This window comes from Mesorhizobium sp. M0166, assembly GCF_040322255.1.
Lineage (GTDB): Bacteria > Pseudomonadota > Alphaproteobacteria > Rhizobiales > Rhizobiaceae > Mesorhizobium.
The window spans coordinates 337777-352303 of record NZ_JAMYTD010000003.1 but is presented as its reverse complement, the minus strand read 5'-3'; the positions used below and the strand labels follow the sequence as shown (position 1 = coordinate 352303).

General features: G+C 61.6%; 14 protein-coding genes. 7 read left to right on the top strand and 7 right to left on the bottom strand.

All coding sequences use genetic code 11. From position 1 onward, the window contains the following. Nucleotides 1-78 precede the first annotated feature (78 nt). Nucleotides 79-450: a winged helix-turn-helix transcriptional regulator gene (locus tag NKJ46_RS06285; RefSeq protein ID WP_352663221.1), complete on the bottom strand. Its 372-nt coding sequence runs from the start codon at nt 448-450 to the stop codon at nt 79-81. A 94-nt stretch (nt 451-544) separates the two neighbouring features. Here NKJ46_RS06285 and NKJ46_RS06280 point away from each other — a divergent pair, with 94 nt between their 5' ends. Together NKJ46_RS06280 and NKJ46_RS06275 are read left to right on the top strand one after the other, a co-directional pair. Continuing rightward, entirely contained in the window at nt 545-1294 is a 750-nt protein-coding gene (locus tag NKJ46_RS06280; RefSeq protein WP_352663219.1) for an SDR family oxidoreductase, read from the top strand. Between the two features lie 129 nt (nt 1295-1423). Then, complete coding sequence (locus NKJ46_RS06275; RefSeq protein WP_352663217.1) at nt 1424-2248, top strand: DUF2189 domain-containing protein; 825 nt, start codon at nt 1424-1426, stop codon at nt 2246-2248. A 6-nt stretch (nt 2249-2254) separates the two neighbouring features. Here NKJ46_RS06275 and NKJ46_RS06270 read toward each other — a convergent pair whose 3' ends face one another. Further along, nucleotides 2255-2887 (bottom strand): LysE family translocator, encoded by a 633-nt coding sequence (locus NKJ46_RS06270; RefSeq protein WP_352663215.1) that lies wholly within the window; start codon nt 2885-2887, stop codon nt 2255-2257. A gap of 119 nt (nt 2888-3006) precedes the next feature. Next, nucleotides 3007-4974 carry a pilus assembly protein TadG-related protein gene (locus NKJ46_RS06265; RefSeq protein ID WP_502903363.1) on the bottom strand — a complete coding sequence of 656 codons (1968 nt, stop codon included), beginning with the start codon at nt 4972-4974 and terminating at the stop codon, nt 3007-3009. A 339-nt stretch (nt 4975-5313) separates the two neighbouring features. On the opposite strand from NKJ46_RS06265, the gene NKJ46_RS06260 reads away from it, so the two are divergent. Continuing rightward, a complete protein-coding gene (locus NKJ46_RS06260) occupies nt 5314-6174 on the top strand; it encodes a TIGR01459 family HAD-type hydrolase (protein ID WP_352663209.1) in 861 nt (286 codons plus the stop codon). 9 nt (nt 6175-6183) lie between these two features. Further along, entirely contained in the window at nt 6184-7167 is a 984-nt protein-coding gene (locus NKJ46_RS06255) for a bifunctional riboflavin kinase/FAD synthetase (RefSeq protein WP_352663206.1), read from the top strand. 73 nt (nt 7168-7240) lie between these two features. On the opposite strand, the gene NKJ46_RS06250 is transcribed toward NKJ46_RS06255, so the two are convergent. After that, nucleotides 7241-7795 carry an HdeD family acid-resistance protein gene (locus tag NKJ46_RS06250; protein ID WP_352663204.1) on the bottom strand — a complete coding sequence of 185 codons (555 nt, stop codon included), beginning with the start codon at nt 7793-7795 and terminating at the stop codon, nt 7241-7243. Nucleotides 7796-8308: 513 nt separating this feature from the next. Here NKJ46_RS06250 and NKJ46_RS06245 point away from each other — a divergent pair. Then, a complete protein-coding gene (locus NKJ46_RS06245; protein ID WP_352663201.1) occupies nt 8309-9214 on the top strand; it encodes an alpha/beta hydrolase in 906 nt (301 codons plus the stop codon). A 200-nt stretch (nt 9215-9414) separates the two neighbouring features. Next, complete coding sequence (locus NKJ46_RS06240) at nt 9415-10227, top strand: MipA/OmpV family protein (protein ID WP_352663198.1); 813 nt, start codon at nt 9415-9417, stop codon at nt 10225-10227. A gap of 16 nt (nt 10228-10243) precedes the next feature. Here the strand turns inward: NKJ46_RS06240 and NKJ46_RS06235 are convergent, their stop codons facing one another. The 3 genes from NKJ46_RS06235 to NKJ46_RS06225 all read right to left on the bottom strand — a co-directional run bounded on the left by NKJ46_RS06235 (nt 10244) and on the right by NKJ46_RS06225 (nt 11313). After that, a complete protein-coding gene (locus NKJ46_RS06235) occupies nt 10244-10678 on the bottom strand; it encodes an RES family NAD+ phosphorylase (RefSeq protein ID WP_352663195.1) in 435 nt (144 codons plus the stop codon). 2 nt (nt 10679-10680) lie between these two features. Continuing rightward, nucleotides 10681-11055, bottom strand: a complete 375-nt coding sequence (locus NKJ46_RS06230) for an Xre family toxin-antitoxin system antitoxin (RefSeq protein WP_352663193.1) — start codon at nt 11053-11055, stop codon at nt 10681-10683. A gap of 72 nt (nt 11056-11127) precedes the next feature. Further along, entirely contained in the window at nt 11128-11313 is a 186-nt protein-coding gene (locus NKJ46_RS06225; RefSeq protein WP_352649682.1) for a hypothetical protein, read from the bottom strand. A gap of 43 nt (nt 11314-11356) precedes the next feature. Between NKJ46_RS06225 and ileS the strand changes: the two genes are divergently transcribed. Further along, nucleotides 11357-14347 carry an isoleucine--tRNA ligase gene (gene ileS, locus NKJ46_RS06220; RefSeq protein ID WP_352663190.1) on the top strand — a complete coding sequence of 997 codons (2991 nt, stop codon included), beginning with the start codon at nt 11357-11359 and terminating at the stop codon, nt 14345-14347. Nucleotides 14348-14527: the final 180 nt, after the last annotated feature.

The window sequence follows — 14527 nt, the reverse complement described above, 5'->3', positions numbered from 1 at the left end:
GGGGGGCCAATGGTGGGCGCGGCGCGGTGACCGCCCGTGGCTTTGGCCGGGCAGGGCAAACAATCCGTCCACGATCAGTCAGGTGATCAGGTGGGATGCGTTGGCACGCATCCAGTCGGCTAGCGAATCCAGCGTGCCACGCAAGGTTCTGCCCAGCGGCGTTATCTCATACCCCACGCGCGGCGGCATCTCGGCATAGACCCTCCGATAGACCAGACCGCGATGTTCGAACAGGCGCAGCTGCCGCGTGAGCTCCTTTTGCGTAATCGGTGCGACGGCCCTCTGGAGCTCGCCGAAGCGGATCGGACAACCGGTGACGATCAGGCGATAAAGAATGGGAATGGCCCATTTTCCCGAAACCAGATTGACGAAATCGATCATCGGGCAACGATCGGTCGCGCCATTTCCGCTTTCGACTGGCCTTACCTCGATAGCTTTTGCCTGCGCCATGAAATTATCTCCTTTAGTACCCATTCGGTGCCTACTATACAAAGCATACTATCGTGTCGACAATGCCGTTCTCATCTCTTTGGGAAGGCAAGTCATGGGTCGCTTGAATGGCAAATATGCCCTCATTACCGGGGCAACCAGTGGCATCGGCCTCGAAACCGCGCGCCAGTTCCTGGCCGAGGGCGCTACCGTGGCAATCACTGGCAGGAGCCCGTCCGGGCTGGAAGCTGCGCAGCGCGAGCTGGGTGGATCGGCGCAGGTGATCAGGAATGATGCCGGCAATCTCGCCGATCAGCGTGCGCTTGCCGCCGAGCTCGCGCAGTGCTGGCCTCGGCTCGACATACTGAACATCAACGCTGGCGATGTGATGCATCAGCCGCTGCAGGATTGGGACGAGGTGGTCTATGACCGTCTGATGCGGACCAATCTCAAGGGGCCGTTCTTTTTGATCCAAGCCCTGTTGCCGATGTTGTCCAACCCGTCGTCGATCATCCTGTGCGGTGCGGTCAGTGCCCATATCGGCCTGCCCCAGAGCAGCGCCTACGCCGCCAGCAAGGCGAGCCTCCTGTCGTTGGCGCGCACCCTCTCGGGTGAGATGATCGAGCGCGGTATTCGCGTCAATGGCCTCAGCCCCGGCCCAACCGAGACGCCGGCCTTGGGCAAGCTGGGTCTGCCCGAAGCGGACGAGAAGGCGCTTGGCGATCAGATACGCGCGCTAGTGCCGATCGGCCGCATGGGCAAACCCTGGGAACTCGCCAAGGCGGCGGTGTTTCTGGCATCGGACGAGTCGAGCTTCGTCGTCGGCACGGAACTGCTCGTCGATGGCGGCGTCGGAAACCTATAACCAGATTCATCGTGACCATCGACTTGGCGACAATCACCCCTAAATCGACTATCATAGCGCCTGTTCTTGAAGTGGCAGCTACGGGCGGCCATCCCGGCGGCGGCCGCCCCGACACACGGGAGAATGGTTATGGCCAGCTTTCATGTCATGGCGGACGCACGTGGAATGCATGTACAGCCCACGGTGCGCCGCATCAGCACCGAGGATCTGCTCGATGCGCTCCGTCTCGGCGTAGAGGATTTCTGGGCCAAGCCGTCGCATTACGTGTTCCTGTGTCTGATCTATCCGGTGGTCGGCCTGATCCTGACGCAGTGGACATCGGGCTCGAACGCCATCCAACTCATCTATCCGCTGATGTCCGGCTTCGCTTTGGTCGGTCCGTTCGCCGCTATCGGCCTTTACGAAATCAGCCGCCGGCGCGAGTTCGGCATGGATACATCCTGGTGGCATGCGCTCGACGTACGCCACTCCCCGGCGCTGCCCGCGATTGCGGTCATCGGTATCATGCTAGTGGTACTGTTCCTGCTCTGGCTGTTCACCGCGCAATCGATCTACACCAGCCTGTACGGCAATCAGCCTCCGGCCTCTATCGTCGGCTTTATTCGCGAGGTGCTGACGACCAGCAAGGGCTGGACACTGATCCTGCTCGGCAACCTGGCCGGGTTCGCCTTCGCCGCGGTCGTGCTGGCGACGACGGTCGTCGCCTTTCCGCTGCTGCTCGACCGCGATGTCGGCGCGGTCTCGGCAGTCGAGACGTCGGCGCGCGCAGTTTTGACAAACCCGCTGCAGATGGCGCTGTGGGGCCTGATGGTCGCCGTGCTCCTGGTCATCGGCTCGATCCCGCTATTTGCTGGGCTTGCCGTTGTCATGCCCATCCTTGGCCACGCGACCTGGCATCTCTACCGCAGGGTGGTCGAACCGGAGCGGGCAGAGCAGGTCAGGCGGCCGATGTAGGACCGATCAGCGTTGCGCGTCGGTTGCCATCTTGACGGCCAGCGCGGTCAGCACCGTGCCCATCATCCAGCGCTGGATCACCAGCCATAGCGGCCGCCCGGCGAGGAAGATGGCGATCGAGCCGGCCGTCACTGCGATGATGGCGTTGACGGTCAGGCTGATCGCGACCTGCGTGGCACCGAGCACCAGAAGCTGTGACAGCACGTGGCCCATGCCGGGGCCGATGAATTGCGGCAGCAGCGACAGATAGAGCACTGCCACCTTTGGGTTGAGCAGGTTGGTCATCAGGCCCATGGCGAACAGATTGCGCGGTCTGTCTTTCGGCAGTTCGCGGATCTGGAAGGGCGAGCGCCCGCCGGGCTTCACCGCTTGCCAGGCGAGCCACAGCAAATAGAGCGCGCCGGCAAGGCGCAGCACATCATAGGCGAAGGGCACGGCGAGCAGCAGCGCGGTGATGCCGAACGCCGCCGACAGCACGTAGAACAAGAAACCGAGCGCCACGCCGCCCAGCGAGATCAGCCCTGCCTTCGGCCCTTGCGACAGCGAGCGCGAGATCAGATAGATCATGTTCGGGCCGGGCGTCAGCACCATTCCGAGGCAGACCAGCGCGAAGGCAAGGTGGTTGGCGGGTTCAGGCAAGAGCGCATCTCCGGGTGGGGACACTCACCACATGGTTCCATCAGCCGCAAGGGCATGAGGGCAGGAGCCTTTGCGCCAGCGCGCCAGGCCCCCTGCCTTAGTCGCCAATCCCATCGCCTTCAGCCGACGATGCGCAGGTTCGACAATTCGTTGGCGATTTCCTTGAAATTGTCGGACAGCGTCGCGCCGGTTGCATTCCAGAACAGCTTGGCAGGCTTGCTCGGGTCGGTCGAATCCTTGCGGAAGCGCGAATCCGATGAACATGCCTTCAGCGCATCGATTGCCTTCTTGTCGCTGGCATCTGTGGGCGACAGGTCGAGCGCCACCGTCATCACCAGAATGTTCGAATTCTTTGCATTTGCGCAGAGCGTTTTCAGCTGCTCGTCGAGTGCTGCCGTGTAGTTGGCACCGGTAAAGGTGGTCTTGCCGATATCGGTGCTGGTATTCATGAACAGGCGGGTCACGCTTCCAGATCCCGGATAGGTCAGGCCAGTGTAGCCGTAGGCGGCGTAGGTCGACCTGTTGTTGGCGTAGCTGCCATCGCTGATGGCGCTATAGGTATTAGCTCCGTCGGTCAGCACCACGACCACCTTGTCGTTGCCCCTCTCGCTGTTCGGCCGGCCATCGGTGAACGGTGGGTTGCTCGATACCGTTCGCCAGCCCCAGGCAAGTCCCTCCGGTACGTTGGTGTTGCCGTTCGGCGCCATGGCGTCGATGGCGTCCTTGATCTCCTGCTTCTCGACGTCCTGGCTGACGTCCTTCAACGGCGTGATCGGGTTTGTGGTGCAGGAGGAGTTCGGGCCATCGCCGGCGGCTGCGGATTGCGAACCGTATGGTTTTACCAGGAAATATTTGCGCATGTCAGACTGGCGCTGGGAAGCGGTAGGACCGGCGACATAGGGCCAATCGGCCCACCAGTTGTTGCCGTAATTGTAGGACGTGCTGATGACGTCGTTGATGCCGTCACGGTTGAAATCGAGCCACAGAGTGCCAGCCTCGTCCGGGGCGAACATCGGCACGAAAAGCGTGGCCGGCGCGGCTGTGTCGGGCGTGGTGTCGTCGACATTGTAGGGATATGGCCGTGCCTCGACGCAACCTTGCCAGCTCGCATAGCGGCTTGTGGTATAGATATATTCCGGTGCGCTCCAATGGCCGTACTGGCAGGTGCCGTTCTTCTTGTATGTGTCGCAGACATATTGCTTCGAATTGGGTACCTCTTCGCGGCCCGATTCGACCGTCATGTCGGCGTAGAGGCTGAAACGGGTCAGCGGCTGGTCCTTGGTCTCGCCCCAGCCGGCGCCGCGCTTGTACCAGATGCCATTGAGCTTCTCGGCGTATTTGTCCGGATTGTTGGCGGCACTCATCGTCGTCCAGTCGAAATCCTCGTGCTGGATCGGGGAGATGCCGTCCTGATCCATCCAGCCGTCCTGGTCGTGGGTAGGGCTGACATTGACCGAGGCCGCAAACGGCACGAGAGAAAACTGCACCGGTTTGGTGATCTGCTTCATCTGCTGCGCTTGAAGCGCCAGCGTATCGACAAGCTGCTTTGCGGCCAACTTCAGCAAGTCTATTCGCTTCTCGCCGGTGCCGGAGCCGAGATCGCTCATCGAGCCTGAATTATCCAGCACAAGCGCGACTTCGAGGGTGTTCTTGAGACGGAGTTCCGAACATTCGGTGAAGGTCGTGTCGCTTGCCGTGCCGCCGATCAGCAGGCTGGCGGCCGGTAGAAAATAGGGGTGGAAGGTGAGACCGGCGCAGAGCTTCAAGGTGCCGCCGCCGGCATTGTTGTTGGGCAGCGTGACGGTCAGCGCTGTGTTCGCCGGGTCGATACGTGCGAGATTGGTTTCGAAAAATGTCTTGGCGTAGGCCTTGATGTCATCGTCGCTGGCGCCGGCAACGATCTGCTGGGCGGCGGCTAGGCCGGCCGCATCAAGTGCGTTCAGCGTTTCGTGCTTTTGGCGCAGCAACTCCCCGTAATCGACACTGAGCGCCAGACCGGCCATCAGCGGCACAATGGTGATTGCAGTCATTAAGGAGTAGTTGCCACGTCTGTCGTATCGGAATTTTCCGATTATTGCCTTCAGCATTCCCGCCCGCCCCATTTTTCCCGGACGGTGCCATGCATGTTTAAATTTCCGATTGCTGAAATGCGTTCAAGGCCGGTACGGTTTTTCAATCCCCGTTAACCACGCGTCCGCAATCGGCAATGCTGCTCCGGGCTTCCAGCAGCAAAGCCTCTAAAAAACGGGATAAGGCGCTGGAAAAGAAAAGCTTTCACCATCACTTCCACGCCGGCGTCGCCGGACGACAATCTTGCGGACACAACGAAAGCTGGTGACATGGCGAAGCGCTTCGGTTAATCCGGGCCGGCCGCTACGGACCGTCGGTCGCGGCGCTTGCAAGCATCATGGTACAGGGACAACGGCATGGCGGATTCGCCCGACATCATCGGTTCGCTCGCAGACTTGTCGGGAGCCTATTCAGCCATCCTGTGCGACGTCTGGGGCGTGGTGCACAATGGCGAATGGCATTTCCCGGCGGCGGCTGCCGCGCTGATCGCTGCTCGCGCGGCGAAAATACCTGTCGTGCTGATCACCAATTCGCCGCGCCGCAGCGCCGACGTCGTGGCGCAGATGAACGCTATAGGCGTTCCTCCCGCTGCCTATGACCGTGTCGTGACGTCCGGCGACGTTACCCGCGACCTCATTGCCGAAGGGCCGCGAAAGATCTTCCATATAGGCGCCGATCGGGATTTCACGCTCTATGAGGGCCTCGACGTCGAACTCGTCGAGGAGTTCGAAGCATCCGGCGTGGTCTGCACCGGCCTGTTCGATGACGAGGTGGAGAAGCCGGAAGATTATGCCGATCTTCTGCAGAGGCTGCGTGCTAGGAACCTGCCCTTCATTTGCGCCAATCCCGACATCGTCGTCGAGCGCGGCGAACGCATGATCTGGTGCGCAGGCGCTTTGGCCCGCGAATACGCACAGCTTGGCGGACGCACGCTGATCGCCGGCAAACCCTACGCGCCGGTCTATGACGTCGCCATGAAGGAGATCGCCGTCATTCTCGGCCGCCCGGTCGAGCGTTCGCAAGTTCTGGCCATCGGCGACGGTATGATGACCGACATCAAGGGCGCGGCCGACAATGGCTTCGACGTGCTCTACGTATCGGGCGGCATCCATGCCCGCGATTACGGTGAAGCGCTGCAGCCGGATCCGGCAAGGCTCGCGGCCTTTCTGGAAAAATACGGCTACAGGCCGGTCGCGGTGATTCCCAGACTGCAATAGGTTCAAGCCATGACGGCAATGTTCGAACGCATTTCCGCAACCGCGCCGCTGCCCGCCCATCTGCGCGGCGGCGTGGTGGCTATCGGCAATTTCGACGGCGTCCACCGCGGCCACCAGGCCGTGCTCGAACGCGCGCGCGCCGAAGCGGAGCGTCGCGGCGTACCCGCCCTGGTGCTGACCTTCGTGCCGCATCCGCGAAAAGTGTTCAGGCCGGACATGCCGCTGTTCGTGCTGACGCCGCCGCCGATGAAGGCGCGGCTGTTGTCGCATCTGGGCTTTGCGGCGCTGGTCGAGCAGCCGTTCACACGCGAGTTCGCCTCCTTGTCGGCGGAGGCGTTCGTCACCGGCGTGCTCGAGCGCAACCTCGGCATAAGCCACGCCGTCACCGGCTTCGATTTCCATTTCGGCAAGGACCGCCAGGGCGGCCCGGCCTATCTGATGGCTGCCGGCGAGCGCCACGGCTTCGGCGTCACGCTGGTCGATGCGTTTCGCGACGAAAGCGCCGAGGTGGTGTCGTCGAGCCGCATTCGCACGCTGCTGTGCGAGGGCAATGTGGCCGAGGCCGCCGGCTTGCTCGGCTATCGTTTCACCGTCGAGGCGGAGGTGATCGGCGGCCAGCAGCTCGGCCGGACGCTCGGCTTTCCGACCGCAAACATGAGGCTTTCGCCGGAAGCCACCCTTAAGGAAGGGATTTATGCCGTCCGCTTCCGCCGTGCCGACGGTTCGATTCATGATGGCGTCGCCAGCTTCGGCCGCCGGCCGACGGTCGACGACAGTGGCGCGCCGCTGCTGGAGACCTTCGTCTTCGACTTTTCCGGCGACCTTTATGGCGAGATTTGTGCCGTGTCCTTCTTCGGCTACCTGCGCTCGGAGGTGAAGTTCGATGGGCTTGACGCGCTGGTCGCTCAGATGAAGCGCGACGAGGCCGAGGCGAAGGCACTGCTCGCCGGCGTCAGGCCGCTTTCCGGGCTGGACGCGGCCATAGCTTTTTAGAGCATGGTCCGGAACTGAAGGTCAGCGAAGCAAAAAGTGGGAACCGGTTTTCCGATTAAGCTCAAACCAGAATTTATCTCTTCAGCGCCAGGCCAAGGGCGATGAAGGTCCAGCCCTGGAAGATCAGGTCGACGGCCAGGAACAGCCCCAGCACCCACACGCTGTTGACCGGCCAGCCCATGGCGATGACCAGTCCCGCCAGCGCGCTGATGATGCCGGCCGCGACCACCCAACCCCAGCCCGGCTGCGGCCGGTGGCTGTAGCCGACCCAGGCCCTGAGCACGCCTGAGGCAAGCAGCGCGACCGCCAGGAGGAAGGTCAGCACCGTCGAGGCGAGGACCGGATTGTCGAAGGCGAAGAAGCCGGCGACGGCGTAGAGGAGGCCGCTGAGCAGCCAATAGAAGAAGCGGCCCCATGTCTTCACGCCGAAGGCATGGATGATCTCGACAATGCCGGCCATCAGCATCAGCCAGCCTACGACAAAGACCGAGGCGACGGTTGCGATGAATAGATTGCCGAAGGCAATGCCGCCGAAGACAAGCAGCAGCACCCCGAGCGCGACGAACCATCCCCATTTCGCCCGCGTCTGGCTGATCGCATCTTTCAAGGCATCGCCGTGCAGTGTCATCGCCCTCTCCCTCAAGACTACTTGGCCTTTTTTGCCGGCTTTGAAGGTAACGCCGATAGGGCTTCTCGTAAAGCGAGCAGGGTGTGAGGGCCACACCCATGCTGGGGCCGTACGCCTGCGAGACGTCTGCTTTTGGCAAGAGCAGCCGCTTGCGAGTTCATTTCCGTAAAACGTGGGCTTGCGCCCTCGGGCCAAACCGGTGGTCACGCCGAGGTTTAGTTGGAGAATAGCTCCTGTCCGTAAAAAGCGGCCGCAACGTCGAGCTTTGATACTGAGCCAGACCTCCACGCCACGCAACGCCGGTCGCATCCGCATCCGTATGTCACAACCTTGCGTCAAGGTCTTAGTAATCGCCGCCCTCGTCGGGCGATTTCTCCCTGACGTTGATCTGGCTGATCGCAAGATGATCGTGGCGCTGCTTCGTCGCTATATTTGCAAGCAGGCAATCGGTATCTTGTCGATGACATTTGGCTGTTCGCCTTTCTCGGCGCTTGGCAAGACTGGGGAAGCAAAATGAGCGATGTGGACGAACACCTCGATCTGACGGAGATCAACGCCGTCCGCAGGCTGTTGACGTCAAAACCACGAACGGTCCGCTGGGACGAACGCCGGGCGCGGCTCGACGAAGTCGGTTCGGTCTGGCCGGTCGCGGAGGACATCCGATGCGAGGATGTGGTTTTCGATGGCCTCGCGGGAGAGTGGTCGCTGGCGCCCGGGAGTGACAGGGACAAGGTTCTGCTGTTTTTCCACGGTGGTGGCTACTGCTCCGGCTCTCTTAAAAGTCATCGTCGAATGGTTACCGAGGCAGGTCGGGCAATGGGAATGCGCACCCTCGCGATCGACTATCGCCGCGCACCGGAACATCCTTTCCCCGCGCAACATGAAGACGCACTCGCGGCATGGCGCTTTCTAAGGCGGCAAGGCATCGCACCGGACCGCATCGTAATTGGCGGAGACAGTGCGGGCGGCAACCTCACTCTGTGCCTGGTCAGTATATTGCGCACGGCAGGCGAGCCGTTGCCGCGATGTCTTTGGCTGGTTTCGCCCTGGACGGACCTTTCGATGTCCGGCGCGACACTATCAACGAAGGACGCGATCGACCCTATCATCCACCGGGCGTATTTGGAGGAACTGGCAGCCGCCTACGTTCCTCATGGCGTTAGTCGGCGCGATCCCCAGATCTCGCCTTTGTTCGCCGATCTGAGCGGATTTCCCCCAATGCTGATACAAGCCGGTTCGGCCGAGACGCTGTTGTCGGACGCAACTCGGCTCGCCGAAGCCGCCGGCGCGGCCGACATCAAAGTACGTCTCGAAATTTGGCCGCATATGATTCACGCTTGGCCGGTTTGGAATGCGGGGTTGAGCGCCGGTCGCCGCACTCTTCAGAGCGCAGGCATGTTTGTCCGCGAATGTTTGTAACTCCTGCCGAGGCATCTGCCAGCGTATTCCAGACATCCTAATCTGGTGCCTTGGTGCGCCAAACAATCGACTGCAATGCGGAACAGGCCGGACAACGCCGCCGATGTTGCGGATATTAAGTCAAATTTTACCGAACTGGCGCCATGGCTTCAGTCAAGGCTGGTTGTATCGGCCCAATGCGTTCGACGTATGGAGTAACGATGCGGTCTGTCCCGACGATCCCGACGGTCTTGGCCGCATTCATGCTCGGCACCTGCGGCGTTGCCAAGGCCGGCGAGGGCACCTTCGGCTGGCTGTCCGGAGACTGGTACCTGACGGTCGGCGCGACCGGCATGGTTGCCCCGAATTTCGAGGGCGGCAAGAAGTACTTGCTCAGCGCCTCGCCGATTATCTCGCTCGGCAAGGCTGGTCCCGCGGCGCGCTTCACCTCGCGCAACGACAATATCTCATTGGCATTGATCGACGATGGCGGCGTCCGCGCCGGCCTGACGGGCAAGTTCCTGTTTTCCCGCGACGGTGGTGACGCCGACGAATTGAAAGGCCTCGACCCGGTGCGCTGGGGCGGCGAGGCCGGCGGCTTCTTCGAATTCTATCCTTTGGATTGGCTGCGTGCCCGCGCCGAATTGCGGCACGGCATTCGCGCCCATAACGGCTTTGTCGCCGACATCACCGCCGACGCCTTTTATGATGTGACGCCCGATGTCAGGATTTCGGCCGGGCCGCGCGTCTCGTTCGCCTCATCGGACTATTTCGACGCCTATTATGGCGTTGATGCCAAGGAGTCCCTGGCCTCGGGGCTCAGCGAATATCATCCCGGCGGCGGGGTGAGGTCGGCGGGCTTGGGCGGCGCAGTGACCTGGAAGGTGACCGAGCCGATGACGGCCAGCCTGTTCGGCGAATATTCTCGCCTGATGGGCCCGGCCGCCGATTCCAGCCTGGTCAAGGAGCGCGGCTCCAGGGATCAATTCATGATCGGCGTGTCGACGACCTATCGCTTCGATTTCTCGATGTGAGCGGGTAGGCCTCGGCTCATTTGATCAAACGGCTGTCGAACGGATAACGGTATAGGCCCGCAATCGTAATGCGTGACGCGTCGTCATGGGTCGGATTGAGCAGATAGTTGTTTGCTTTGCGCATTATGATCGAAGGAATTTTCATGAGGGCGTAACGATTGGCCGAGAGAAATTCCGTGCCCTGTCGCCGTGTCGATTCCATGTCCTTGTCCCAGCCGTCATGGAAAACCGGTTCGGTCATTTCTATTCCGTCCGGAACGTCGATTTCGATAAGCTGGTAGGTTTCCGGAACGGTTTCGCGCGTCGCATGCACCAGTATCTCCAGCAGTGCTGTCGAAGGGTGGTCGGTGCAATAGACGATGGGCATCCCGCGCCTGTTCCATCTTCCATCAACGAGCGTTCCGCCACGACCCGAGAGATCCGCGAAATTGGAGATGCGCCAGATGCGCATCGTCAGGCAAGCATGCCAAAGTCGATACGGATAAGCTCTTCGGAAACGACGTGGGCGCCGGTCTCTGTCTCAAGGAGGTCGATCGGCCTTGCACCATCCAATGCTATGATCTCGCTTCTCAGCCAACGCTGGGCTTTCTCATGGCTGCCGAATACCCGATCCGCCTGCTCGGCGATGCGTTCTAGGCGCAGGGCGCGGTCGGATTCAGCTGGCGAAAGCGGCTCGGCATGTTCCTTGCGACGCGCCAGCGTGCGGCGGGGGGCAACGATACGATAGAGTTCTTCGCTACTGAAACCCAGACTGCGCAGATGATCGATCTTGTCCGTAGGGACGGAAAAGTCGTGTGTTGCGCCAATTGCCCTTGCTGCGACCGACATGAACGTCTCCTTGGCACTGCAGGCCATTTGCCTACAAATGTATGCGCAATTGGCACATAGCGCAAGGAAGTATCAGAGTTCGGGCTTTTCAATATCGCCTGTCTCGGTTAAAAGCCCAGCCATGACGAGCTTTTCGCGCCTTCTCGCGACTGCGATACGAATTACAGGCCCGGTGTTCCGGGCGGCCTGACCGCCGCCGGAGCCGCCGGGAATCTTGCGCGCGGCCTCTCGCGCTTTTTCCAGATCATGATAGTTCAACGCCCGGGCTCTTTTGCCGCCGGGCAACGCATATGGCAGACGAATGACTGATACCGAGACCGCCGAGACGATCGACTATTCCAAAACGCTCTACCTGCCGCAGACGGATTTTCCGATGCGCGCCGGTTTGCCGGAAAAGGAACCGCTGCTGGTCAAGCGCTGGCAGGATATGGACCTTTACCGCAAGCTGCGCGAAGACGCAGCTGGCCGCGAACAATACGTGCTGCACGACGGCCCGCCCTATGCCAACGGCAACATCCATATCGGCCATGCGCTGAACAAGATACTCAAGGACGTCATCACCCGCTCGTTCCAGATGCGCGGCTATGACTCGAACTATGTACCCGGTTGGGATTGCCACGGCCTGCCGATCGAATGGAAGATCGAAGAGCAGTATCGCGCCAAGGGCAAGAACAAGGACGAGGTGCCGGTCAACGAGTTCCGGCAGGAATGCCGCGAGTTTGCGGCGCACTGGATCAAGGTGCAGGGTTCCGAATTCCAGCGGCTCGGCGTCGTCGGCGACTTCGACCATCCCTATACGACAATGGCTTTCCATGCCGAGTCGCGCATCGCCGGCGAGCTGCTGAAATTCGCCATGTCCGGCCAGCTCTATCGCGGCTCCAAGCCGGTGATGTGGAGCGTCGTCGAGCGCACCGCGCTGGCCGAGGCGGAGGTCGAATACCAGGACTATGAGTCGGACACGATCTGGGCGAAGTTTCCGGTCGTCAGCCTCGCTCGCCAGGTCATCAACATCGAAGAGGGGCAGCCAGCCCTGGATCCCAAGCTGACGCAGACGTCGCTCGATCTGCTTGATGCCAACGTCGTCATCTGGACCACGACGCCGTGGACAATCCCCGGCAATCGCGCCGTCAATTACTCGCCGCGCATCAATTATGGTCTCTACGAGGTTACGGCGGCCGAGAACGCCTTTGGTCCTCAGCCCGGCGAAAAGCTGATCTTTGCCGAGAAGCTTGCTGACGACGCTGCCGCGAAGGCCAAGGTCACTCTGAATCGGCTTCGCAACGTTGGCGCCGAAGAGATTGAAAACCTTACGCTTTCGCATCCCCTCAAAGGTCTGGGCGGTGGCTACGATTTTCCCGTGCCGATGCTGGCCGGCGATCACGTCACCGACGATGCCGGCACCGGTTTCGTCCACACCGCGCCGGGACACGGCCGGGAAGACTTCGACGCCTGGATGGATGCCGCCTCTGATCTTCGCCAGCGTGGCATCGACACCACGATCCCCTTCACCGTCGACGATGCCGGCTTGTTCACCAAGGACGCGCCGGGCTTTGGCCCGGACCGCGAGGATGGAGCGGCGCGCGTCATCGACGACAATGGCAAGAAGGGCAACGCCAACCAGGCCGTCATCGACGAGCTGATCAAGCGCAACGCACTATTCGCGCGGGGCCGGCTGAAGCACTCTTATCCGCATTCCTGGCGCTCGAAGAAGCCGATCATCTTCCGCAACACGCCGCAATGGTTCGTCTATATGGACAAGGAGCTTGGCGACGGCACGACGCTGCGTAGCCGCGCCCTGAAAGCCATCGACGATACCCGCTTCGTGCCCGCCGCCGGCCAGAACCGCATCCGCGCCATGATCGAGGAGCGCCCTGACTGGGTGCTGTCGCGCCAGCGCGCCTGGGGCGTGCCGATCGCCGTCTTTGCCGATGCCGACGGCAACGTGCTGCGCGACGAGGCAGTCAACCAGCGCATCATGGACGCCTTCGAGAAAGAAGGCGCCGACGCCTGGTTCGCCGCCGGCGCCAAGGAGCGGTTCCTCGGCAATCACGATGCCTCGAAATGGCAGCAGGTCATGGACATCCTCGATGTCTGGTTCGATTCAGGCTCGACGCATGCCTTCACGCTTGAGGACCGGCCCGACCTGAAATGGCCGGCCGACGTCTATCTTGAAGGCTCCGACCAGCATCGCGGCTGGTTCCACTCCTCGCTGCTCGAAAGCTGCGGCACCAGGGGCAGGGCGCCCTACGACACCGTCGTCACCCATGGCTTCACCATGGATGAGGAGGGGCGGAAAATGTCGAAGTCGCTCGGCAACACCGTCGTGCCGCAGGACGTCATCAAACAGTCCGGCGCCGACATCTTGCGGCTGTGGGTGGTGACGACCGATTATTGGGAAGACCAGCGCCTCGGCAAGAACGTGCTGCAGACCAATATCGACGCCTACCGCAAGCTGCGCAACACCATCCGCTGGATGCTGGGCACGCTCGCCCATGACGATGGCGAGGAGGTGCCGCTGGACAAGATGCCGGAGCTGGAGCGGCTGATGCTGCATCGGCTTGCTGAACTCGATGAAGTCGTACGCTCGGGCTACGACGCCTTCGAATTCAAGCGCATCACCCGCGCGCTGCTCGACTTCATGGTGGTCGAGCTGTCGGCCTTCTATTTCGACATCCGCAAGGACGCGCTTTACTGCGAAGCGCCTTCCAGCGTGAAGCGCAAGGCTTCCGTCCAGGTGGTGCGCCATCTCTTCGACTGCCTGGTGAAATGGCTGGCGCCGATGCTGCCCTTCACCATGGAAGAGGCTTGGCTCGACCGTCATCCGGATGCGGTCTCCCTGCATCTCGACCAGTTCCCGGAAATCCCGGCGGACTGGAGGAACGAGGCGCTGGCGGAGAAATGGCGCAAGGTTCGGCAGGTTCGCCGTGTCGTCACCGGCGCGCTGGAAATTGCCCGCGCGCAGAAGGTCATCGGTTCTTCGCTGGAAGCGGTGCCGGTCGTCACCCTCGACGATGCCGCGCTCGAAGCGGCGATCGCCGATGTCGACATGGCCGAGATGGCGATCACCAGCGATCTGGTTATCGTGCACGGCAAGGCGCCGGCGGGCAGCTTTACCCTCGACGACGTCAAGGGCGTCGCCGTGGTCGTCGAGAAGGCGGAGGACCGCGGCCTGGTGAAGTGCGCGCGCTCCTGGCGCTACACCGCCGATGTCGGCTCAGATCCGGAATTCCCGGATGTTTCGGCCCGTGACGCCGCTGTCCTGCATGAGCTGAAGGCTTTGAGCCGCCTTTAAGGCGGTGCACAAATGCCACGGCGGGCGGCCGATCGGCCCCCGCGCGTTGCCCTTAACGAGTGGTTGAGGTAAACACGCGAAACTCCGGACGACAAATTGTCGCCGGAATTCCGTCGGAAGAGCATGGGCGGTGGGGACCGGACCTTTCTTTGGCCGGCGGCAATCGAGAGGCTGTCTACA